Source organism: Lysinibacillus sp. Bpr_S20 (assembly GCF_023337835.1).
In the GTDB taxonomy this organism is placed as follows: Bacteria; Bacillota; Bacilli; order Bacillales_A; family Planococcaceae; genus Lysinibacillus.
In genome coordinates, this window is the sequence record NZ_JALNLQ010000002.1 from 466906 (window position 1) to 488577 (window position 21672).

Here is a 21672-nt window from a genome sequence, read left to right on the forward strand (position 1 = left end):
CCTATGGCACAAATGACAATGATTCAAGCAATTACAGATGCACTTCGCACAGAATTAAAGAATGATGAAAACGTTCTTGTATTCGGGGAAGATGTAGGTGTCAACGGTGGGGTATTCCGCGCAACTGAAGGCCTACAAAAAGAATTTGGTGTTGACCGCGTATTCGATACACCATTAGCAGAATCAGGTATTGGTGGCTTGGCAGTTGGTCTTTCTCTTCAAGGTTTCCGTCCAGTTCCTGAAATTCAGTTCTTCGGCTTTGTTTATGAAGTAATGGATTCTATTAGTGGTCAATTAGCACGTATGAGCTATCGTAGCGGTGGTGTCTATAATGCACCAGTAACAATCCGTTCTCCATTTGGTGGTGGTGTACATACACCAGAAATGCACTCAGACAGCTTAGAGAGTTTGATGACAGCACAACCAGGGTTAACGGTTGTTGTACCATCTACACCATACGATGCTAAAGGCTTACTGATTTCATCTATTCGAAATGATAACCCAGTCATTTTCTTAGAACATTTAAAATTATATCGTTCATTCCGTGAAGAGGTACCAGAGGAAGCATATGAAATTCCACTAGGTAAAGCGGATGTGAAACGTGAAGGTAAAGACCTAACAATCATTGCCTATGGTTTAATGGTTCACGAAAGCCTAAAGGCTGCAGAAGAGCTGGAAAAAGAAGGTCACTCTGTAGAGGTTATTGATTTACGTACAATCCAACCAATTGATATTGAAACAATTATTGCGTCAGTTGAAAAAACAGGTCGTGCAATCGTTGTACAAGAGGCTCAAAAACAAGCAGGTATCGCTGCAAATGTGGTGGCTGAAATTACAGAACGCGCGATTTTAAGCTTAGAAGCACCTGTACTTCGTGTGGCTGCACCAGATACTGTGTACCCATTCCCACAAGCTGAAGGTGTTTGGTTACCAAACTATAAAGATGTAATGGAAACAGCGAAAAAAGTTTTAACATTCTAACTTCTTTCAGCGGAGTCTCCCACTTCTATAGGTGGTGTGATGAATGCGGTTTGAAGTCACTTTTCAGCGGGTGTCCAAACATCCGCTGAAAGAAGTTAAAGCCTCCGGCGGATGTCACAGAATCGGAAAGGAGTTCTTTGTGCAAGCACAAAGCCGATTCCGGACGCAATTATGCCGAGGCATAATTGATTATATGTAGCTTCTAAACGACTGTAATATAGAAAGGATGGGTACACATGGCATTTGAATTCAGATTACCAGATATAGGCGAGGGTATTCACGAAGGCGAAATCGTGAAATGGTTCGTTAAAGCTGGAGATACAGTAAAAGAAGATGATATTCTTTGTGAAGTACAAAATGACAAAGCAGTGGTAGAGATCCCTTCTCCGGTTGAAGGGAAAGTTGAGGAAGTTTTAGTAGGAGAAGGCACAGTAGCTGTTGTTGGTGATGTCTTAATCCGCTTTGATGCACCTGGCTATGAAGACCTAAAGCTAAAAGGTGATGACCATGCTGAAGCGAAAACAGAGGCTCAAGTCCAAGCAACAGCTGAGGATGGTCAAAAAGTAGAAAAGGCACCTGTTAAAGAAGAGCAGGCTCCAGCGGCACCTCCTGTAAAGACTGAAGCTTTAGCTGTAGCTGATGAGAATAAGCGTGTCATTGCAATGCCTTCAGTACGTAAATTTGCACGAGAGCATGATGTTAATATTCGTGAAGTTCAAGGTACAGGCAAAAATGGTCGTATTTTAAAACAAGATATTGAGAATTTCCTAAATGGCGGAGGTGCTGTAGAAGCCGAAGTAGCACCAGTAGCTAATGAAGAAGCTGTTCAGCAAGAAACAACTGTACAAGCAGCACCAGTAGTCCTCGAAGGTGATTTCCCAGAAACACGTGAGAAAATGTCGGGCATTCGAAAAGCGATTGCAAAAGCGATGGTTCACTCGAAACAAACGGCTCCACATGTTACACTAATGGATGAAGTCGATGTAACAGCTTTAGTAGCACATCGCAAAAAATTCAAAGATATCGCTGCTGAAAAAGGTGTCAAATTAACGTACTTACCATACGTAGTTAAAGCCCTTATTTCAACTTTGCGCGAATTCCCAGAATTTAACCGCTCATTAGATGATGCAACACAAGAGATTATTCAGAAGCATTATTATAATATTGGTATTGCAGCAGATACAGAAAAAGGCTTGTTAGTACCAGTGATTAAACACGCAGATCGTAAATCTGTATTTGCAGTATCAAACGAGATTAATGAATTAGCGACTAAAGCACGTGAAGGCAAGCTTGCACCACATGAAATGAAGGGTGCTTCGATGTCGATTACGAATATCGGCTCTGCAGGAGGACAATGGTTTACTCCGGTAATTAATCATCCTGAAGTAGCAATTTTAGGTATTGGTCGAATTTCAGAAAAACCTGTAATAAAAAATGGTGAAATTGTAGCCGCACCTGTGTTAGCATTATCATTGAGCTTTGATCATCGTATGATCGATGGAGCCACTGCGCAAAATGCTTTAAATCACTTAAAGCGTTTGCTAAGTGAACCAGAATTATTATTAATGGAGGCGTAACAAAAATGGTAGTAGGAGATTTTCCAATCGAAACAGATACTCTTGTCATTGGTTCAGGTCCTGGAGGATATGTAGCCGCAATCCGTGCAGCTCAAACTGGCCAAAAAGTAACAATCGTTGAAAAAAATGTACTTGGTGGTGTGTGCTTAAACGTAGGCTGTATCCCATCAAAAGCATTAATTTCAGTAGGTCACCGTTTTGAGCATGCTAAACATTCAGATGACATGGGTATCATCGCTTCTGACGTGAAATTAGACTTCTCAAAAGCACAAGCATTTAAAGACAGCGTTGTTAAAAAATTAACTGGCGGTGTTGAAGGCTTACTTAAAGGTAATAAAGTTGAAATTGTACAAGGTGAAGCTTATTTCGTTGACGCTCACTCAGTGCGTATCATCAATGGTGAATCTGCTCAAACTTACACATTTAACAATGTAATTATCGCAACAGGTTCTCGCCCAGTTGAAATTCCAACATTTAAATTCTCTGAGCGCGTACTAAATTCTACTGGCGCACTTTCTTTACAAGAAGTACCAGGTAAATTAGTAGTTATCGGTGGAGGCTATATTGGTACAGAGTTAGGCTCGGCTTATGCTAATCTTGGCTCACAAGTAACAATTATCGAAGGCGGAAAAGATATCTTAGCTGGCTTCGAAAAACAAATGACACAAATCGTGAAAAAAGGCCTTAAAAAGAAAGGCGTTGAAATGGAAGTAAACGCATCTGCAAAAGGCGTTGAAGAAACAGAAAACGGCGTAGTGGTAACATATGAAGTTGGCGGAGAAGAGAAAAAAGTTGAAGCTGACTACGTATTAGTAACTGTAGGTCGTCGTCCAAATACAGATGAAATGGGCCTTGCTGAAATCGGTATTGAATTCGGTGAACGTGGTCTGATCAATGTTGACAAACAATGTCGTACAAATATTCCAAACATCTATGCAATTGGTGATATTGTCGCTGGTCCTCAACTTGCTCATAAAGCATCTTACGAAGGTAAAGTTGCTGCTGAAGCAATCGCTGGTGAAAAATCAATCGTTGATTATTTAGCTATTCCTGCTGTATGCTTCACAGATCCAGAAATGGCAACAGTTGGTTATAACGAAGATGAAGCGAAAGCTGAAGGCATCGAATACACTGCAGCGAAATTCCCATTCGCAGCAAATGGTCGTGCACTTGCATTAAACCAAACAGAAGGTTTCGTGAAGCTTGTTGCGCGTAAAGAAGATGGCTTATTAATCGGTGCTCAAATCGTAGGTGCTGGTGCATCTGATATGATCGCTGAAATGGGCTTAGCAATTGAAGGCGGTATGACTGCTGAAGATGTTGCATTAACAATCCATGCTCACCCAACATTAGGTGAAATTACAATGGAAGCTGCTGAAGTATTACTTGGCAACCCAATCCATATTGTAGCGAAAAAATAATAAAGTTCATGAAAACGGCTATAAAGCATCTGCTTTGTAGCCGTTTTTTTGTATAAATACTTTGAAGACTTATCGGAACAATTTCATTTTTTATCGGAATAATATCATTATTTGAGACACCTCCTTTAGAATGTTTAAAAACTAAATGGTCAAAGAAATTTTCGTGAATGTTATGGTGCTTTAGATAAATCGATTGTAAATCAACAAGCGCCTAGTCGGAACGGAAATCAACCGCTCACATTGCTGAAGAGCCATACTTTATTTAATTTCATTGACATAATAGTTTTTTGTATAATAGTTGTAATTTTGATAAAGTATTTATATCGAATGAATATTCGAAAAATACAATCCGATTAGGATCTATTAAATTTTGGATAGATTTAGTGTCAAATCCGAGAATGATAACGCTGTTTATGAAACAAGAGAAGTGAAAGAAAAAAACTGGGGTGATAAAAATGGAGCTAGGCTTGAAGGGGAAAGTAGCAGTTATTACAGGTTCAAGTAAAGGTATTGGTTATTATACAGCGATGCAGCTTGTGAAAGAGGGGGCGAAGGTTGTACTTTGTGCTCGTGGTGAAAAACAGCTTCAAGTGGCTGCGGGTTGTATTAAAAACGAAACGGGCGAGGACGTTTTAATTGTACCGGCTGATATAACAAAGGAAAAGGACTGTAAGTACTTAATTGAACGAGCAGTAGAGCATTTTGGTCGCCTTGATATTCTTATTAATAATGCAGGTACAGCTTCAGCTAATCCATTTGAATCGGTTAGTAGTGAGCTATGGCAAGCTGATTTAGATTTAAAAGTGTTTGGTGCTGTCAATTGTTCAAAGTATGCTGTACCTCATTTGCGTAAAGTTGGTGGTGGTGCAATCGTTAATGTGACTGCAGTAATGGCTAAAACACCACCAGCAAATTCACTCCCTACTACTGTAAGTCGTGCTGCAGGGCTTGCGTTAACGAAAGCTATGAGCAAAGACTTAGGACAAGATAATATTCGTGTGAATTCTGTTTGTATTGGCCTTATTCGTAGTGATCAAATAGAGAAGAAGTGGAGAGAAGAAGAGCCAGAACTTTCGTGGGAAAATTATTCTCGCAAAGTTGGTCAAGCAATTCCACTTGGTCGGGTAGGGGATACTCAAGAAGCGGCAAATGTCATTACTTTTTTAGTATCTGAGGCAGCTAGCTATGTGTCGGGTACTTCGGTAAATATTGATGGCGGTTCAGGACACGCTTTATAGATACATAAAAGAGTGAAGAGAATTGGTTCTCTCCACTCTTTTTTGCTCTTCTTCTTCATTAAAAAGACATTTTTCTCACGCGTTTTCATAAGAATTGGAATGAGTAATCATTGACGCTGCAAATACATGATTTGCTTAAATATTGTTTCTATTGTAGTCTTTTTTCTATTATTTTTCTAAAATTATAATAGACAGAAAATTCCTGCAGATGTAGAATAAACGTAATGGGGGGTGTAATGTGGCGAAATGTTGAACGAAAATTTTGCTTCGATGTTAAAGAGAGTTGTTCGTATTATTGTTCAGATTGGGATACTAAATATTTTTTATTACATGGGTGTCGGTATTGTGGCTTTACTACATGTACCTCTTCCAGGAAGTGTAATTGGATTACTTTTATTAGCACTTTCACTCAATTTTAAAATAATTAAAGTAGAATACATTCAAGATGGAGCAGGTTTCTTAATTGGCGTATTAACCTTGTTTTTCATTCCCGCAACAGTAGGCGTGATTGACTATCCTGAACTTTTGTCAACAACGGGTCTCTTGATTATTCTAGCCGTTATTGCTAGTACGCTCATCTGCATTTACGTTACAGGATTATTTAGTCAAATGATTGAGAAAAAAGAATTAGCTAAAAAAGAGAAAGAAGCCATTGTAGAAGACGGAGAGGGGGAACTAACAGTTGACTGAAATTATTGTTGTCGTTGGCACCATTGTCTTGTTCGTGCTATTTACAAAACTTTATCAACGTTTCCCACATCCCCTAATGATTCCACTAGTGACGACAACAATCGTCAGTGCGGTCATATTATTAGTCTTTAATATCCCATACTCTACTTATTTGGAGGGAGGACAATGGCTTCAAAAAATGCTAGGTCCAGCAGTTGTAGCACTAGCGTACCCGCTATATAATCAGCGTGAGATCATTATGAAGTATAAGTATGCTATTCTGTCAGGTATTTTTATCGCTATGATTACGGGCTTAATAACAATATTTGTTATGCTGAAATGGATTGGAGTTAATAAAAGCTGGTTGCTGACGGCCTTGCCTAAATCATTAACAACACCTGTAGGTATGCAGGTGAGTGAGACAATTGGAGGCATTCCACCATTAACGGCTGTACTCGTAATGCTAGCAGGATTTGTAGGTGCCATTATTGGACCATTAGTTATTAAATACGGCAAAATTGACTCTGCCGTTAGTAGGGGTGTCGCAGTAGGCAGTGCCTCACATGGTGTTGGACTTGTGAAATTAAGAGAATATGGAGAACAAGAATTATCAGTAGGCTCGTTATCTATGGGTTTAACTGCAATTATTGGTGCATTTCTATGTCCATTATTTGTTTATTTATTTTTGTAAAAAAACTATATACAGAAATTTGTATATAGTTTTTTATCTTTTTTCGATAATAATTTGAATGGTATGAGCGAGGCCTGTATGGAGTATACCTTCATGTCGTACTTGTTCACCTGTGAAAAAATGGATAATTTTAAAAGGCTGACACCAATTTAGAACATCCAATGGATCATATAAAAAATCAAGCTGTCTTGGGCCACCTGTGGCGTAGGATAGTTGATAAGTTGAATAAAGTTCCATCATAATACGACCGCCAGACTTTACAGAATCTACAATCCGCGTAAACACTTCATGTTGCTGTTCAGTTGGAAAATGTCCAAACACCATAATAGCAGCATCAAACATCTCTACTGGTAGTTCATCTTGGAGTAGATCAGTAAGCTTTGTATGAACTGTAACATTATGTTTTTCTGCAAGCTGACTCGTTTTTTCAAGCCCACTTTCGGCATAATCAAAGGCAGTTACTGTATGACCTTGTAAAGCTAAAAATACTGCATTTCGACCTTCACCTTCTGCGTATGCAGCCACATTTGGATAACCCTTTAAATAGTGTATATAGTCTTCAATAAATGCATTTGGCTGCTCACCATAAACATATTCAGTTGTTCTAAATCGTTGATCCCATGTGTTCATTCCATCACCTCTTTAATTTGCTAAGCACAAAGCTAATTTCAGACGCAATTATGCCGAAACATAATTGATTATATTGTAAGTAAAGTAAGCTTCAGAATCTAATTTTTTGCTTAGTTCATGAAAGCAACTATGCGTTGCGAATTAGCAAATAACAACTTCTAGAATAAAGTGTAGGTATCCATTATTATTTGATCAAAATATTATAAGTTGGAGGTGAAGTTCAAATGAATTTGGAAAACCGTTTAAAGGAATTAAGAGAACAACATAAGTATACACAGGATGATGTCGCAGGCTTTTTAAATATTTCAAGACAATCCGTTTCAAAATGGGAGCAAGGAAAGGGCTATCCTGATATCGATAATTTAAGAAGGTTAAGTGATTTATATAAAATTTCTTTAGACCAACTTATTACAGGTGAAGAAAAATATCATACACCTGTAGCTTCTGATTCAAATAAATCGGATCATAAAACTGTTGGAGATTTTTTGTGGAGATATTGGTGGCTCGTTTTCCCTATGTTAGGTATGATCTCTTCTTGGTTCTATTACCATTAGTAATCGAAAAAAGCTACCTCTATCTGAGGTAGCTTTGCTATTAAATAATTGGTTTACGTTCTTTTATGACGCGAATCGTTTTCAAAGTTGTATCTTCTGGTCCTTGTACAGGTAAACCAGCTTCAATATTCATTTGAATATAACGAATATTTTCTTGAGTAATTATTTCCCCGGGAATAAAAATCGGAATACCTGGGGGATATACCATAACAAATTCTGCACAAATACAATTATCCGCTTCTGCAAGAGGAACAACTTCAGTATCTGCATAAAATGCATCACGTGGTGACATGGCAAGTGCAGGGATTTCTGGCACATTGACGATTGCTTCGGTTATGGCAGCTTCTGAATCGAATGCTTTTGACATACGACTAAGGGCGTTGATTAGGAGATTAATTTCCTTTTTCGAATCCCCGAGTGTCACTAAACACAAAATATTATATAGGTCCGATAATTCTACTTCGACATTGGCATTGTGTCGAAGCCATTCCTCGGCTTGATGACCAGTGATACCTAAATCTTTAATACTTATTAGTAGCTTTAAAGGGTCCATATCATAAGTTGCCGATGAATGTAATTTTTCTTTACCGGCACATTTTAAATGTGGAATTTGGTTAATGCGTTTCCGTGCATCCTTTGCCAAGCGAAGAGCATCGCCAATTAAATCATACCCATGGATTGCTAGCTGACGTCGAGCTGTGTCAAGGGAAGCGAGTAATGGATAAGATGTCGATGTTGTTGTTAGCATCGACAGGACAGCCTGTACGCGCTTAGCAGACACAAGCCCTTCACGAACATTTAAAATAGATGTTTGAGTCATTGAACCACCAAGCTTATGTACGCTTGTTGCAGCCATATCAGCCCCAGCTTCCATTGCGGAGTATGGGAGGTCATCATGAAATTTAATGTGTACACCATGTGCTTCATCGACAATTACCGGGATGTTGCGGCTATGGACTATTTCGACAATACGCTTTAAATCTGCCGTGAAGCCGAAGTACGTTGGATTAATAACAAGTACTGCCTTTGTATCTGGATAAGCATTTAATGCTTTTTCGACAGCTTCAGGCGATATTCCGTGCGAAATACCATATTCACTGTCTACCTCAGGATGAATAAAAATCGGGATTGCACCAGCAAAAACAATCGCCGACATAATGGATTTATGAACATTCCGTGGTACTAGAATCTTATCACCTGGACCGACGACGGTTAGAATCATCGTCATAATGGCGCCACTAGTACCTTGAACGGAAAAGAATGTATGATCAGCACCAAAGGCTTCGGCAGCAAGTGCTTGCGCTTCTTTAATAGCGCCTTTTGGTGAATGCAAATCGTCTAGTGGAGCAATATTAATTAAATCAATTGATAAAACGTTGTCGCCGACGAATTCTCGGAATGCAGGATCCATACCTTGCCCTTTTTTATGGCCTGGAATATGGAACTGAATTGGATGTCTGTTCCGATGTTTAAGTAATACGTCGAACAATGGAGTCTCTAATTGTGACAACGCAGGTACCACCTCACATTATAATATTTAAGAAAACAAATGAATTATAGCACCTAATTGCATGAAAAAATAGACTTTACAGAAAAAAATAAAAATTAAAGGATTTTTTTATAATATCGAGAAATTAGTATCGTAGGAAAGGGGAGATACTATGAATTGGAATTCACGTGTGACGGAGCTTTTAAATATTAAATACCCAATTATACAAGGGGGATTAGCCTATTTAGCATATGCGGATTTAGCAGCAGCGGTGTCGAATGCTGGGGGCTTAGGACAAATAACAGCAATGAGTTTACGAGATCCTGACTTATTGCGTGCAGAGATTCATAAAGTACGAACATTAACGGATAAACCGTTTGGCGTAAATTTTGCCATTGGCATGTATGGTACTGGTTATGAGGATATGGTGCGTGTTGCGGTGGAAGAAAAGGTACCGGTTGTGACAATGACTGGCGGTAATCCTGCACCCATCTTTGATATTTTGGAAGGAACGGATATTAAAAAATTAGTACTTGTTGCAGCACGTAGACAAGCACAAAAGGCGGAAGAACTTGGCGCAGATGCTGTTATGGTTGTTGGGCAAGAGGGCGGAGGTCATCTTGGACGCGACGATATAGGGACAATGGTGCTTGTACCTCAGGTTGTAGATAGTGTGAAAATACCTGTTATCGCCTCTGGTGGGATTGGTGATGGACGTGGCTGGATGGCAGCTCATGCACTAGGGGCAGAGGGAATTGAAATGGGTACGCGTTTTATAGCGACCAAGGAATGTGTTGATGCCTCTGAGGCTTATAAAGAAGCCTTAATCGCAAGCACCGAGGCAGATACGACAGTAATAAAACGTTCTATAGGTGCACCAGCAAGAGCGTTGCGCAGTGAATTTACAGAAAAGATTTTAGAAATTGAGCGCGCTACACCAACGTATGAGGCGTTGAAAGATTATATTAGTGGGAAAGCGAATAAACGTTTTATTTATGAGGGCGAGAAGGATGAGGGACTTGGCTGGGCTGGACAAGTGACAGGGATGATTCATGATATTCCAACAGTTGAAGAGCTTATCACTCGAATGCTTGCAGAAGCGGAAAGTATCCGGGTAAAATGGGGTCAGTAACATAAAGGTGGTTATGTCCAAATGGAATACTCTTATCCGTTTTCAACAGATTGGTCAACTGAGGAAATTGTTGATGTTGTCCAATTTTTTGAAGGAATTGAACAAGCTTATGAAAAAGGCATTAAGCGTGAAGTAATGATGACGAAATATCGCCGTTTTAAAGAAATTGTTCCTTCACAGGCCGAGGAAAAAACAATTTTCCGTGAATTTGAAGAAGCTAGTGGCTATGTCAGTTACCCTGTTGTGAAACAAACAAAAGAAGCAGCTGATGGCACAATTATTAAAGTAGCACCAAAGCAACGTCGATAAAAATCGACCTGGGACAAAATTGATCAAAATCTTAAAAAGCGTGAGAAATCAACTTTAGCAACGTTGATTGCTTGCGCTTTTTTGATACGGAATTTTTTCAATTTCACTTTAAAAATATGCTGTCAGTTGTTGGTTCACTACTTTTAAAATGTGGACGTGAGTATTCCTCATGTCCACATTTTTTTATTTGATTGCTTTACACTATCTCGGTGTTAAAAATAAGCAAATTTCATATACTACATATACAAAATAAAACATTTTCAATTTTTTTGAAAATCAGCGAAAAAATAATAATTTACTCAAACTCTCTTTTACGAAAATATTTCTCAAAAAAATTTCATTTGCTAGGGATAATAACGTAAATTTTCCACAATATATAAATATAAGGTTTTATCATATAAAAATTGTTTTAGTTATTATGCCACAATGCCAAACTTATTTTCCAACAATGATGTTGTAAATAGGGAGTAAACGGCTAAAGGTTTCTTCCGTTAATTGATGAAGTTGGTTAGCTGACAGCTTGACAGCTTGTTCTTTTGGAATATGACGACCTACTAAAAACTCACCTTTTTTAACATCACGTAAACGAATCAGTAATTCATCTAGCTTGTCTTCCTTTGCATCTTGCAAGGAGATTGCTGCTGGAGACATGTGATCTCCAGAGACAATAAAATCATCAGGAAGTTGCTGTAGTATGGCTTTGTTGGCAATTAAACGTTCTGCCATCACATTTTTTTGTGGGGCTTCATAAATAATAGCTAAGACAATGAATAAATGTGTGCTCCAAAGACCAATCTGAAAGTGAGGTAATGATTTATAACCTCTTTTGTACGGTGCGAAGGCAACCCAGCTATCATTTGGGGGATTTACTGTTCTGCGCGCATGCTTCGCAACATGAGGATAAAATTCTTCTCCAAGATGACTTGAAAAGAAGGAAGAAAAATCCTCACCAAGCAATTGGAATTTTGGCCGTACACATAAATTTAATGCATCCATTCTCTGTTCTAAACCATCTATTTGAAAAACATTGAAGTCTTTGTTAGTCCATTTTATTTTTGTCATTTTTATTAACTCCTTTCGATTTATAAGGTTTATTTTATTAGAAAAATGGGAAAAAATCTTATAACAAGAACTTTACCAAATCTAATAAGTTTTGTGAAAAAATAAAAAAAGGAAGTGATTTTTATGAAACCCATCGTAAAAATTATACGTAAAGTTGACATTGAGAAGCAATATGAACACATTTTACAATTAGAATTAGATTATGAATTGGCTTCGTTATTCTCGGCAATGAATGAAAAAAATGAGCTTGAAATTGAAAAAAGTAAAAAACGCCTCGCTGAAATTCAGCTAGAACTTGAAAGCTTGCACGCCTATGCGTAATAAAAATTTTATACCGATTTGAAAAATCACTTGCTGAATATTCCGACAGCAGGTGATTTTTATTGCTATAAAGGGTAAAATAGACAATATATCATAATGGAATTATGTGTTACTTATTGATGTTTTTTAAGTAGGCTAAAAGCATAGGGCCTTTTCTTATAATCGAAGGGTGGGTTTTTATGGATTTACAACAAATGGATCAATTTGCAAAAAGCATTATATATGAAGCGGGTAGCCGTATTCGAGAGGCCTTTTCGTATAATCTAGTGATCGAGACAAAATCAGGTGCAAATGATCTTGTCACAAATATTGACCGCGAAACAGAATTATTTTTTATCGAAAAAATCAGAGGTTTTGATCCAACCCACAAAATTTTAGGGGAAGAGGGTATGGGAGAGAAAGTAGAATCATTAGAAGGTGTTGTATGGATTATTGATCCAATCGATGGCACGATGAATTTTGTGAAACAACACCGCCATTTTATGATTTCTGTCGGTATTTTTGTGAATGGGGTAGGCAAGCTAGGTTACATATTTGATGTAATGCGTGAAGATTTATTTTATGCTATTGCAGGCGAAGGGGCATGGTACAATGACTCACCATTACGTAAATTACAGTCAGTTAAAATGGAGGAATCGGTCATTGGTATCAATGCTCATTGGGTAGCACCAAATCGACATATTCACCATGAAAAGGTTATTGAATTGGTTAGGACAGTACGTGGTACAAGGTCTTATGGTTCAGCAGCAATGGAAATAGCGTTTGTTGTCAGTGGTAAATTAGATGCTTATGTATCGATGCGATTATCGCCATGGGATATTGCTGGTGGTACGATTATAGCTAAGGAAGTTGGAGCGATCGCCACTAATTTACATGGAGAGGGCTTTGATTTCTTGCATCAGGATACATTTATTATTGCCAATCCTTCTATACACAAAGAGTTGTTAGAAAAATATATTGTGCCTTATGAATAATAAAGGAGCCGTCTATTTTTAGACAGGCTCCTTCTTAAGTCATCTTATTAAAGTAAGCCTTGCTCACGAAGCTTACGTTTCATTTTAAAGGCTGTCATGAAAATGACACAAGTAGCCACAATGCCTGCTATTATACCTAATACACTGCTAATTGCCACTGAATACCCGATAGAACACATTGCTAAAACAGCAGCTAATGCGTAAATGGCCATTACGAATTTTGCACGATTCATAGCTGAGCCTCCTATATTAAAAATTTATAATGCGAATATATTTTTTAGAATGAGGAAAATTCTAATAAGGACATTTCTATCCTTCTTGTGCTATAATATCACAGTTAAACATTCGAAAAAAGAATATGGAGTGGAATAATGACAAACTTACGTCAAGATCTTCGCAATATCGCAATTATCGCACACGTTGACCATGGTAAAACTACTTTAGTCGACCAATTATTAAAACAATCGGGTACATTCCGTTCAAACGAACATGTTGAAGAACGTGCAATGGACTCTAATGATATTGAACGTGAACGTGGTATTACAATTTTAGCGAAAAATACTGCAGTAAATTATAACGGAACTCGTATCAACATCCTTGATACGCCTGGACACGCCGACTTTGGTGGTGAGGTAGAACGTATTTTAAAAATGGTAGATGGCGTTTTACTAGTTGTCGATGCGTATGAAGGTTGTATGCCGCAAACACGTTTTGTATTGAAAAAAGCGTTAGAACAAAAATTAACACCAATTGTGGTTGTTAATAAAGTAGATAAAGACTCAGCTCGTCCATTAGAAGTAGTAGATGAAGTATTAGAATTATTCATCGAGCTTGGTGCAGATGACGATCAATTAGACTTCCCTGTTGTTTATGCTTCTGGGGTAAATGGTACTGCTTCACTTGATGCAGATCCATCGAAACAAGAAGAAAACATGCAATGTCTATTTGAAAAAGTAATCGAATCTATTCCAGCACCTGTTGATAATTCAGCTGACCCATTACAATTCCAAGTAGCATTACTTGACTATAATGATTACGTTGGTCGTATCGGTATCGGTCGTGTATTCCGCGGTACAATCGAAGTAGGTCAACAAGTAGCACTTATGAAATTAGATGGATCAGTAAAACAATTCCGTGTTACAAAAATCTTTGGCTTCTTTGGCTTAAAACGTGAAGAAATTCAATCAGCAAAAGCTGGTGATTTAATTGCCGTTTCAGGTATGGAAGATATCAATGTTGGTGAAACTGTGTGTCCTGTTGAACACCAAGAAGCTTTAACACCATTACGCATTGATGAACCAACTTTACAAATGACGTTCTTAGTAAACAATTCACCATTCGCAGGTCGTGAAGGTAAATTTGTAACAGCACGTAAAGTAGAGGAACGCTTACGTTCTCAACTTCAAACAGACGTTTCTTTACGTGTTGAAGATACAGATTCTCCGGATGCTTGGACTGTTTCTGGACGCGGTGAGCTTCACCTATCTATCCTTATTGAAAATATGCGTCGTGAAGGCTTTGAGCTACAAGTATCAAAACCACAAGTAATCATCCGTGAAGTTGATGGCGTAAAATGTGAGCCATTTGAACGTGTACAAATTGATGTTCCAGAAGAAAATGTTGGATCAATTATCGAATCAATTGGTACTCGTAAAGGTGAAATGTTAGATATGGTTAACAATGGAAATGGCCAAGTTCGTTTAACATTCTTAGTACCTGCACGTGGTTTAATTGGTTATACAACTGAATTCATGTCAATGACAAAAGGTTTCGGTATCATCAACCATACTTTCGATTGCTACCAACCATATATTCCAGGTCGTATCGGTGGTCGTCACCAAGGTGTACTTGTGTCAATGGAAACTGGTAAATCGACAACTTATGGTATGATGCAAGTAGAGGACCGTGGTACACTATTTGTAGAACCAGGTACTGAAATTTATGAAGGTATGATTGTTGGTGAAAATACACGTGATAATGATATCACTGTAAACATTACAAAAATGAAGCAAAAAACGAATGTTCGTTCTGCGACTAAAGATGCGACAAATGTAATTAAAAAGCCGCGTTTATTAACACTAGAAGAAGCATTAGAATTTTTAACTGATGATGAGTACCTAGAAATCACGCCAGAATCTATTCGCCTTCGTAAACAAATTCTAGACAAAAACGAACGTGAGAAAGCAGCGAAAAAATTAAAAAACGCTGACAAATAATTTTTTGCTTCCACGAAAGGAAGAGGATATTGATGTTGAATTGGTTGTTATTAAACTCCATTCAAGCATCTGAAATGAGAGAAGGAACTGAGGCTGAAGTATTAGAGGATTTCACCGGTATTAGCCGTCTTATTTATGAATACTCACCAAATTATACTGTAGCAGGGTATATTGTTTTCTTCTCCGTATTCATTTTGTGCGCAATTGTTTATAAACTAGGCTTTGCACGAAAATTAAACTTTAGGCAAAATATTGTTATCTACATTTGTTTGTTCATAGGATGTATTGTTTTGACATTCTTTGCTCTTTCATTACCGATGATAGAGGGCTTAATTGTTGCAGCATTATTTTTAGGTATTTATAAAGTGCGGTTATCTAGAGAAAATAAAAATGCATAAAAGGTAATTTATAACTAAACCAGTCAGGTGATAACAAAAATATCATCTGACTGGTTTATTCTTATAATAATCAAAATTATTACAGCTTTTTCGATTGAAAATCATAAATAAAAAATAACTTTAAGTGTTTAATCATTCATTAAAAAATTTCTCTATTTTATAGATTGTAGAAAAGTAATCAGGGCATCATCCAAAAGACAGAGACGATAAAAATACGTTTTAATTTGACTTTAAAGGCTATATTAATTCAAATAAAAAAATCTACAAACCCCGTAAATGTTTTTTCAACATAACGGGGTTTTCTCGCTTTGTATTGGACGCATATATTTCTATCTCCTTTTTTGGGGGGTATTTTTTATATATTGTCCTTTTGTGAATATTATCCATTAAATTCCTGAAATACATATAATACTATATTGTTCAACTGAATTATATGTGAAATTGAATTTGATTTTACTGTGCACCAGACGTCCCTTTCGGATCCTAAGGTTTCCGAAAGGGACGTTTAATTATTTATTTTAGAAGTACTTTAACATAATTCTTCGCACCTTAAATGACATAAGTGAATAAGTTAATGTCGATAGGCTTATTTCATCAATCAAGGAGGAAATGAAATGCGTTGGCTTAAAAAAGGTTTGCTATTTAGTGTTGTCGCTTTGTTACTCCTTTCTTTGACAGCATGTAATAAAACGGAGCTTGAAAAAGTTAAAGTTGGAGAAGTGACGCGCTCGATTTTCTATGCGCCGCAGTATGTAGCACTTGAAAAAGGATACTTCAAGGATGAAGGTCTTTCTGTTGAGCTACAAACAATTGCGGGTGGCGATAAGACAATGACGGCGTTGTTGTCTGATGGCATTGATATCGCCTTAGTCGGGTCAGAAACTTCTATATATGTAACGCTCCAAGGCTCCAATGACCCGATTCAAAATTTTGCGCAGTTAACACAAACAGATGGCACGTTTTTAGTTGCGCGCGAAAAGATGGATAATTTTTCGTGGGATCAGCTAAAGGGTTCTACATTTTTAGGGCAACGTAAAGGTGGAATGCCACAAATGGCGGGTGAGTTCGTACTGAAAAAGCATGGCATTGATCCTAAGAATGATTTAAAACTCATTCAAAACATTGATTTTGCTAATATTGCTACTGCCTTTGCTTCTGGAACAGGTGACTATGTACAGCTATTTGAACCAACTGCGAGCATGTTTGAGAAAGAAGGTAAGGGCCATATTGTCGCTTCATTTGGTACGGAATCAGGGAAATTACCTTATACATCATTTATGGCGAAAAGTAGCTATTTAAAGGACAATGCGAAGGCAGTTCAAGGCTTTACAAATGCATTGAAACGAGCGCAGGATTTTGTACAAAAAGCAAGTCCAGCCGAAATAGCGAAAATTATTCAACCATACTTTGAGAATGTAGATGTTGAATTAATTGAAACAGTGGTTGAGCGTTATAAATCACAGGGATCTTATGCTACAGATCCAATTTTGGATGAGGGAGAATGGGATAACTTGCAAACGATCATGGGGGAAGCTGGTGAACTTCCTCAACGGGTGGATTATGGAAAGCTTGTGAATACAACCTTTGCTAAAAAGGCAGCTGAGTAATATGGAATTTTTAAAACTAGAAAATATTCATCATAGCTATTTTTCGAATACGCAGGCAAAAGAGGTTTTACGTGATATTAGTTTAGATATTCGTAAAGGTGAGTTTGTTTCTTTTATAGGACCGAGTGGATGTGGGAAAACGACGCTATTATCAATTATTGCAGGATTATTTGCCTCTACAGAAGGCAAGGTATACATTGATGGTGAGGAAATTTCAACACACAATCAATCTCTAATTGGCTATATGCTTCAGCAAGATTATTTATTTCCTTGGAAAACGATCGAAGAAAATGTCACAATTGGTTTGAAAATCATGGAGCGAAGCAATAAGGCTCATAAAGTAACGGCAAATGCACTTTTGCAAGAAATTGGTTTACCGCATGTAGGGAACAATTATCCGAGAGAGTTATCTGGTGGCATGCGTCAACGGGTAGCACTTGCAAGAACATTAGCAGTAGAACCTAAAATTTTATTGCTAGATGAACCATTTTCGGCACTTGATTATCAGTCGAAATTAAAATTAGAGGACTTGGTTGTTGAAACGTTAAAGGCCTATCAAAAAACGGCAGTTCTAGTGACACATGATATTGGTGAAGCCATTTCGATGAGTGAACGAGTATTTCTATTTTCTGCAAATCCAGGTAAATTGCATAGAGTATTTGACATACCTTCAGAGTTACAAAAGCTTTCACCTTTTGATGTTCGACAGCATCCAGCATATTCAGAGGTATTCCAAACTATTTGGAAGGAGCTGGAGAGTCTTGGATAATACATTATTTAAACAATATCAGCAGATGCTAAAAAAAGAAAAGCGTTTTGTTCGAGTATATCAGCTTATTATCTTACTAGTATTTTTCGGTGGGTGGGAGCTTCTTTCAAGATTTGGATGGATTGACCGTTTAATTTTTAGTTCACCAACGCAAGTATGGCATACATTCGTAGAAAAAGTGAGTGACGGTACGTTAACATTGCACGTTGGTGTTACTTTAATAGAAACGATTATTGGCTTTATTGCCGGTACATTAATCGGTACATTAATAGCGATTGTCTTGTGGTGGTCGCCAATGATATCGAAGGTACTAGATCCATATTTAGTTATTTTAAACGCCATGCCGAAAGTTGCTTTAGGACCAATTTTAATAGTCGCGCTTGGTCCAGGTTATTTTTCAATCATAGCGATGGGGGCATTGATTTCAATCATTATTACAACCATCGTAGTTTATACAGCTTTTAAAGGAGTAGATCCAAACTACAGCAAGGTATTACAAACTTTTGGGGCAACAAGATGGCAAATATTTAGAGAAGTTATTTTACCAGCTTCATTTCCAACGATTATTTCTACTTTGAAAGTAAATGTAGGACTTTCCTGGGTAGGTGTCATAGTTGGGGAATTTTTAGTCGCTTCAAAAGGGCTTGGTTATTTAATTATTTATGGCTTCCAGGTGTTTAATTTTAATCTTGTGCTTATGTCACTACTCATCATCGCCTTTTTTGCGACGATTATGTATCAGGTTGTTGAGTTGATAGAAAAGGCGATTGTAAAAAATAATGGTTCACAATGATAAAAAATGCTATCGTAAAAATAAAATAGTATACTAGAACACCCCGTAAATGCTAGTGATTTTAAACTTACATTTACGGGGTGTTTATATGATGAATACTACAAAAACTGTATATTATCTTCAAGATGTTCTGTTTTAGAGATATGTTGAAAGAAACTATTCAAAAGTACGATAATAATTAGATTTACAAAATTTGTTTTTTAATATTTTGAAACGTGGATTATGCTTCGCCTAATGAGCAAAACCTTTGAAAAAGTCTCTAAATTTGAGTCTAACGTCTTTAGGAATTAAATATTTTACATGTTCATCTTAATGGGCTGTTTCATAATTACTAAATAATTTATAGATATTTAATATCCCATTTCCAACATGTTCTTTAGGTCCAATTCTAGAGGTTCCTTGATTATATAGCTTATTAATTGCTTTATTGGGTTGATTTTTAAAATTGTTTTGATCAATAATTAGGCCAAGAGCTCCTGCTACTTTTGGAGCGGCGTTAGAAGTACCTATAGAATATGAATAACCACCGTTTGAGGACGTGCTTAAGATGCTTTCTTCTTGAAACCAGCCTTCTTCTATCCAACGATTCTGACCATAAGTTTCTAATAATCTTGTATCTCCCCCATAAGATGCAATATCAACGAAGTTTTTTCCATAGTTAGAAAAATTTGATAGTTGATTTGTTGGGCCAACAGAGGAAACAGAGACTACATTAGGGAGTCCAGCAGGTATATCTAATAGAGAACCATTAATTTCACTATTATCTTTTGATAAAACTTCTTTCCAAAACTTATTAAGTGTATAAGAATCATTTAAATTTAGAGAATCATTACCTACAGCTGCGACTACGATACTTCCTTGTTTTTTAGCAAAATTAATTGCCTCTTTGTAAGCTTTTATTTCAGCTAAATGATTTATCTTTTCACCCTTTTCATTTGTTATTTGTCCTTGTACAAGGTATTCACCTAAACTAAGGTTAATAACATCCACATCATCTTTGGCTGCTTCAATAATCCCCTTAATAATCCAAATGGATTCGCTAGATCCCTTTCCAAAAACACGATATGATCTAATTCCTATTTGGGGGGCAACCCCTTTCATCATTCCATTTGCAGCTATTTGTCCTGCTACAAAGGTACCGTGACCAGTTAAATCTATTAAACGGTCACTTTCACCTGTTTCTTCGGTGTCTGTTTCATTAATACCGCCTTTAGGTACAAGATTAATTGATCCTTCAACAATATTGTTTTTTAAATCAGGATGTTCAGTGTTTATCCCCGAGTCAATAATTCCTATTATTGTTTTTTTGCTTCCCTGAGCGATTTCGTAGCTCTTACCATTTGATGTGGATAAAATCATATCCCATTGTAAGTGCCATAATGGCGGTTTGTTAGAATTGTCAGAGTTTATAGAATTGACGGGTTTTATATTAACGTCTTGAATTCGCGTTTGCTTTGTTTTTTGTTCCATGGACTCATTGTAAGAATCTATGTACTGATAATCTTTTAAAAAACCTTCTAACTTGCTAGGCTCTCCTATTAACTGATACATTCCTATTTCTTCAACAGAATACGCTAATTGTATTGAAGACTTTTCTATTTGTTCAAGGAAATCATTAGAATAGCTAGGGCTTCTTAAAAATACAGAATATTGCTTTTCGTATTCCTTTGCTAATCCGTTCTCATTTCCAATAATAATAATCCCAAAAAACAGAAATAAAATACTAGCCAGTTTTCTCATAATTATATACCTCCCTTTTTGTTGATAATATAACATTTAAACTAATATTTGTAAAATTAGTTTAAGTAAGGTAATATATGGAATGCGTTGTAATTTAAATAAAATTACCTAAATATTTCAAAAAAAGTATTTACTTATCGAATTTCATAAGTTATGATATTGGTAAATAAATGGTAGGGGAGGTAATAAAAGGTAATTTTGACTCTAGAACTTAAATGAGTAAACAGATGTACAGTAAGTGAAGTAAGTAGGTTATGGGAAAGACTATAACACTTTAGATTATCTCTGACTCAATTGATTTAAGAAGGTGCATCAAGATGATAAAACTATAGGTTGTAAATTTATAGTCTAAATGTTTTTTCTTAAGTACTAGAAATAAATTAAGGAGATGAATGGAAAATGGAATGTAATTTAAAATTTGATGCAATTGGCGAGATAGACGAAGCGGAATTAAAATCATTATCGGGTGCAGGAGAAGTAAATCCTCGTAGTTCATGGGGATGTGTAATAGACGTGACAATCTGGACTATCACTGACTCGATGAATTCATGTCCGTCTACAGCATGCTCAACAAGATGTGGTAAATAAAACGGAGAACATTTCTTAAAAATTATTCAATAATTAAAAAAGGAGATGAATAAAAGATGGAGTCTAATTTAAAGTTTGATGCAATTGGTGAGATAAATGAAGAGGAATTGAAATCATTATCGGGTGCTGGGGAAGTGAATCCTCGTAGTTCATGGGGATGTGTAGTCCAAGTGACAATCTATACGATCTCTGACTCGATGAATTCATGTCCGTCTACAGCATGCTCAACAAGATGTGGTAAATAAAACGTAGAATCATTTCTTAAAAATAATTCAGTAATTAAAAAAGGAGATGATTAAAGATGGAGTATAATTTAAAGTTTGATGCAATTGGTGAGATAAATGAAGAGGAATTGAAATCATTATCGGGTGCTGGGGAAGTGAATCCTCGTAGTTCATGGGGATGTGTAGTCCAAGTGACAATCTATACGATCTCTGACTCGATGAATTCATGTCCGTCTACAGCATGCTCAACAAGATGTTAATTTAATTTAAAGGGGGATCTTAAGTGTTA

At 36.8% G+C, this 21672-nt stretch carries 24 protein-coding genes; 19 read left to right on the forward strand and 5 right to left on the reverse strand.

Features of this window, described 5'->3' with window-relative positions; translation table 11 throughout:
• The first annotated feature begins 3 nt into the window (after positions 1-3).
• From MWJ95_RS06680 to MWJ95_RS06705, 6 genes are all read left to right on the forward strand, one after another.
• Positions 4-981 carry an alpha-ketoacid dehydrogenase subunit beta gene (locus tag MWJ95_RS06680; RefSeq protein ID WP_079559704.1) on the forward strand — a complete coding sequence of 326 codons (978 nt, stop codon included), beginning with the start codon at positions 4-6 and terminating at the stop codon, positions 979-981.
• A gap of 236 nt (positions 982-1217) precedes the next feature.
• On the forward strand, positions 1218-2558 hold the full coding sequence (locus tag MWJ95_RS06685) for a dihydrolipoamide acetyltransferase family protein (protein WP_249073293.1): 1341 nt from the start codon (positions 1218-1220) through the stop codon (positions 2556-2558).
• Between the two features lie 5 nt (positions 2559-2563).
• Complete coding sequence (gene lpdA / locus MWJ95_RS06690) at positions 2564-3979, forward strand: dihydrolipoyl dehydrogenase (RefSeq protein WP_249073292.1); 1416 nt, start codon at positions 2564-2566, stop codon at positions 3977-3979.
• A 455-nt stretch (positions 3980-4434) separates the two neighbouring features.
• Positions 4435-5217, forward strand: coding sequence for an SDR family NAD(P)-dependent oxidoreductase (locus MWJ95_RS06695; RefSeq protein ID WP_249073291.1), 783 nt, complete (start codon positions 4435-4437; stop codon positions 5215-5217).
• A gap of 246 nt (positions 5218-5463) precedes the next feature.
• Positions 5464-5907 (forward strand): CidA/LrgA family protein, encoded by a 444-nt coding sequence (locus MWJ95_RS06700; protein WP_249073290.1) that lies wholly within the window; start codon positions 5464-5466, stop codon positions 5905-5907.
• The gene (locus MWJ95_RS06705; RefSeq protein WP_249073289.1) at positions 5900-6577 is read left to right on the forward strand and encodes an LrgB family protein; all 678 of its coding nucleotides are present in this window, start codon (positions 5900-5902) and stop codon (positions 6575-6577) included. The genes MWJ95_RS06700 and MWJ95_RS06705 overlap by 8 nt, the downstream gene beginning before the upstream one ends.
• A 33-nt stretch (positions 6578-6610) precedes the next feature.
• Here MWJ95_RS06705 and MWJ95_RS06710 read toward each other — a convergent pair whose 3' ends face one another.
• The gene (locus MWJ95_RS06710; protein WP_249073288.1) at positions 6611-7207 is read right to left on the reverse strand and encodes a class I SAM-dependent methyltransferase; all 597 of its coding nucleotides are present in this window, start codon (positions 7205-7207) and stop codon (positions 6611-6613) included.
• A 224-nt stretch (positions 7208-7431) separates the two neighbouring features.
• Here MWJ95_RS06710 and MWJ95_RS06715 point away from each other — a divergent pair, with 224 nt between their 5' ends.
• Positions 7432-7761: a helix-turn-helix transcriptional regulator gene (locus tag MWJ95_RS06715; RefSeq protein WP_249073287.1), complete on the forward strand. Its 330-nt coding sequence runs from the start codon at positions 7432-7434 to the stop codon at positions 7759-7761.
• 40 nt (positions 7762-7801) lie between these two features.
• Here the strand turns inward: MWJ95_RS06715 and MWJ95_RS06720 are convergent, their stop codons facing one another.
• Positions 7802-9271 (reverse strand): aminotransferase class I/II-fold pyridoxal phosphate-dependent enzyme, encoded by a 1470-nt coding sequence (locus MWJ95_RS06720; RefSeq protein ID WP_249073286.1) that lies wholly within the window; start codon positions 9269-9271, stop codon positions 7802-7804.
• 151 nt (positions 9272-9422) lie between these two features.
• Between MWJ95_RS06720 and MWJ95_RS06725 the strand changes: the two genes are divergently transcribed.
• Positions 9423-10382: an NAD(P)H-dependent flavin oxidoreductase gene (locus tag MWJ95_RS06725; protein WP_249073285.1), complete on the forward strand. Its 960-nt coding sequence runs from the start codon at positions 9423-9425 to the stop codon at positions 10380-10382.
• 21 nt (positions 10383-10403) lie between these two features.
• Positions 10404-10691 (forward strand): UPF0223 family protein, encoded by a 288-nt coding sequence (locus MWJ95_RS06730; RefSeq protein ID WP_249073284.1) that lies wholly within the window; start codon positions 10404-10406, stop codon positions 10689-10691.
• A gap of 435 nt (positions 10692-11126) precedes the next feature.
• Here the strand turns inward: MWJ95_RS06730 and MWJ95_RS06735 are convergent, their stop codons facing one another.
• Positions 11127-11753, reverse strand: a complete 627-nt coding sequence (locus tag MWJ95_RS06735) for a YktB family protein (RefSeq protein ID WP_249073283.1) — start codon at positions 11751-11753, stop codon at positions 11127-11129.
• 123 nt (positions 11754-11876) lie between these two features.
• Between MWJ95_RS06735 and MWJ95_RS06740 the strand changes: the two genes are divergently transcribed.
• Together MWJ95_RS06740 and MWJ95_RS06745 are read left to right on the forward strand one after the other, a co-directional pair.
• A complete protein-coding gene (locus tag MWJ95_RS06740; RefSeq protein WP_053483442.1) occupies positions 11877-12074 on the forward strand; it encodes a hypothetical protein in 198 nt (65 codons plus the stop codon).
• A 179-nt stretch (positions 12075-12253) separates the two neighbouring features.
• Complete coding sequence (locus tag MWJ95_RS06745) at positions 12254-13048, forward strand: inositol monophosphatase family protein (RefSeq protein WP_249073282.1); 795 nt, start codon at positions 12254-12256, stop codon at positions 13046-13048.
• Positions 13049-13095: 47 nt separating this feature from the next.
• On the opposite strand, the gene MWJ95_RS06750 is transcribed toward MWJ95_RS06745, so the two are convergent.
• Positions 13096-13281 (reverse strand): DUF5325 family protein, encoded by a 186-nt coding sequence (locus MWJ95_RS06750; protein ID WP_079559722.1) that lies wholly within the window; start codon positions 13279-13281, stop codon positions 13096-13098.
• 138 nt (positions 13282-13419) lie between these two features.
• Between MWJ95_RS06750 and typA the strand changes: the two genes are divergently transcribed.
• The 5 genes from typA (at position 13420) to MWJ95_RS06775 (ending at position 18831) form a co-directional block, all read left to right on the forward strand.
• On the forward strand, positions 13420-15264 hold the full coding sequence (gene typA, locus MWJ95_RS06755; RefSeq protein WP_249073281.1) for a translational GTPase TypA: 1845 nt from the start codon (positions 13420-13422) through the stop codon (positions 15262-15264).
• A 32-nt stretch (positions 15265-15296) separates the two neighbouring features.
• A complete protein-coding gene (locus tag MWJ95_RS06760; RefSeq protein WP_374110120.1) occupies positions 15297-15662 on the forward strand; it encodes a YlaH-like family protein in 366 nt (121 codons plus the stop codon).
• A gap of 614 nt (positions 15663-16276) precedes the next feature.
• Entirely contained in the window at positions 16277-17269 is a 993-nt protein-coding gene (locus tag MWJ95_RS06765; RefSeq protein WP_249073280.1) for an ABC transporter substrate-binding protein, read from the forward strand.
• A gap of 1 nt (position 17270) precedes the next feature.
• Positions 17271-18038, forward strand: a complete 768-nt coding sequence (locus tag MWJ95_RS06770) for an ABC transporter ATP-binding protein (RefSeq protein ID WP_249073279.1) — start codon at positions 17271-17273, stop codon at positions 18036-18038.
• Positions 18031-18831: an ABC transporter permease gene (locus tag MWJ95_RS06775; RefSeq protein WP_249073278.1), complete on the forward strand. Its 801-nt coding sequence runs from the start codon at positions 18031-18033 to the stop codon at positions 18829-18831. Before MWJ95_RS06770 ends, MWJ95_RS06775 begins: the two co-directional genes overlap by 8 nt.
• A 309-nt stretch (positions 18832-19140) precedes the next feature.
• Here MWJ95_RS06775 and MWJ95_RS06780 read toward each other — a convergent pair whose 3' ends face one another.
• Complete coding sequence (locus MWJ95_RS06780) at positions 19141-20571, reverse strand: S8 family peptidase (protein WP_249073277.1); 1431 nt, start codon at positions 20569-20571, stop codon at positions 19141-19143.
• 399 nt (positions 20572-20970) lie between these two features.
• Between MWJ95_RS06780 and MWJ95_RS06785 the strand changes: the two genes are divergently transcribed.
• The 3 genes from MWJ95_RS06785 to MWJ95_RS06795 are packed head-to-tail and all read left to right on the forward strand — an operon-like array spanning position 20971 to position 21643.
• Complete coding sequence (locus tag MWJ95_RS06785) at positions 20971-21159, forward strand: class II lanthipeptide, LchA2/BrtA2 family (protein ID WP_249073276.1); 189 nt, start codon at positions 20971-20973, stop codon at positions 21157-21159.
• A gap of 56 nt (positions 21160-21215) precedes the next feature.
• On the forward strand, positions 21216-21404 hold the full coding sequence (locus MWJ95_RS06790; RefSeq protein ID WP_249073275.1) for a class II lanthipeptide, LchA2/BrtA2 family: 189 nt from the start codon (positions 21216-21218) through the stop codon (positions 21402-21404).
• A gap of 56 nt (positions 21405-21460) precedes the next feature.
• The gene (locus MWJ95_RS06795; RefSeq protein ID WP_249073274.1) at positions 21461-21643 is read left to right on the forward strand and encodes a class II lanthipeptide, LchA2/BrtA2 family; all 183 of its coding nucleotides are present in this window, start codon (positions 21461-21463) and stop codon (positions 21641-21643) included.
• Positions 21644-21672 lie beyond the last annotated feature (29 nt).

Excerpts from the sequence above, each read along its gene's own strand:
- MWJ95_RS06680 (WP_079559704.1), top strand. The coding sequence starts at position 4 with ATGGCACAAATGACAATGATTCAAGCAATTACAGATGCACTTCGCACA.
- MWJ95_RS06685 (WP_249073293.1), top strand. The coding sequence starts at position 1,218 with ATGGCATTTGAATTCAGATTACCAGATATAGGCGAGGGTATTCACGAA.
- lpdA (WP_249073292.1), top strand. The coding sequence starts at position 2,564 with ATGGTAGTAGGAGATTTTCCAATCGAAACAGATACTCTTGTCATTGGT.
- MWJ95_RS06695 (WP_249073291.1), top strand. The coding sequence starts at position 4,435 with ATGGAGCTAGGCTTGAAGGGGAAAGTAGCAGTTATTACAGGTTCAAGT.
- MWJ95_RS06700 (WP_249073290.1), top strand. The coding sequence starts at position 5,464 with ATGTTGAACGAAAATTTTGCTTCGATGTTAAAGAGAGTTGTTCGTATT.
- MWJ95_RS06710 (WP_249073288.1), bottom strand. The coding sequence starts at position 7,207 with ATGAACACATGGGATCAACGATTTAGAACAACTGAATATGTTTATGGT.
- MWJ95_RS06715 (WP_249073287.1), top strand. The coding sequence starts at position 7,432 with ATGAATTTGGAAAACCGTTTAAAGGAATTAAGAGAACAACATAAGTAT.
- MWJ95_RS06725 (WP_249073285.1), top strand. The coding sequence starts at position 9,423 with ATGAATTGGAATTCACGTGTGACGGAGCTTTTAAATATTAAATACCCA.
- MWJ95_RS06730 (WP_249073284.1), top strand. The coding sequence starts at position 10,404 with ATGGAATACTCTTATCCGTTTTCAACAGATTGGTCAACTGAGGAAATT.
- MWJ95_RS06735 (WP_249073283.1), bottom strand. The coding sequence starts at position 11,753 with ATGACAAAAATAAAATGGACTAACAAAGACTTCAATGTTTTTCAAATA.
- MWJ95_RS06740 (WP_053483442.1), top strand. The coding sequence starts at position 11,877 with ATGAAACCCATCGTAAAAATTATACGTAAAGTTGACATTGAGAAGCAA.
- MWJ95_RS06745 (WP_249073282.1), top strand. The coding sequence starts at position 12,254 with ATGGATTTACAACAAATGGATCAATTTGCAAAAAGCATTATATATGAA.
- MWJ95_RS06750 (WP_079559722.1), bottom strand. The coding sequence starts at position 13,281 with ATGAATCGTGCAAAATTCGTAATGGCCATTTACGCATTAGCTGCTGTT.
- typA (WP_249073281.1), top strand. The coding sequence starts at position 13,420 with ATGACAAACTTACGTCAAGATCTTCGCAATATCGCAATTATCGCACAC.
- MWJ95_RS06760 (WP_374110120.1), top strand. The coding sequence starts at position 15,297 with ATGTTGAATTGGTTGTTATTAAACTCCATTCAAGCATCTGAAATGAGA.
- MWJ95_RS06765 (WP_249073280.1), top strand. The coding sequence starts at position 16,277 with ATGCGTTGGCTTAAAAAAGGTTTGCTATTTAGTGTTGTCGCTTTGTTA.
- MWJ95_RS06770 (WP_249073279.1), top strand. The coding sequence starts at position 17,271 with ATGGAATTTTTAAAACTAGAAAATATTCATCATAGCTATTTTTCGAAT.
- MWJ95_RS06780 (WP_249073277.1), bottom strand. The coding sequence starts at position 20,571 with ATGAGAAAACTGGCTAGTATTTTATTTCTGTTTTTTGGGATTATTATT.
- MWJ95_RS06785 (WP_249073276.1), top strand. The coding sequence starts at position 20,971 with ATGGAATGTAATTTAAAATTTGATGCAATTGGCGAGATAGACGAAGCG.
- MWJ95_RS06790 (WP_249073275.1), top strand. The coding sequence starts at position 21,216 with ATGGAGTCTAATTTAAAGTTTGATGCAATTGGTGAGATAAATGAAGAG.
- MWJ95_RS06795 (WP_249073274.1), top strand. The coding sequence starts at position 21,461 with ATGGAGTATAATTTAAAGTTTGATGCAATTGGTGAGATAAATGAAGAG.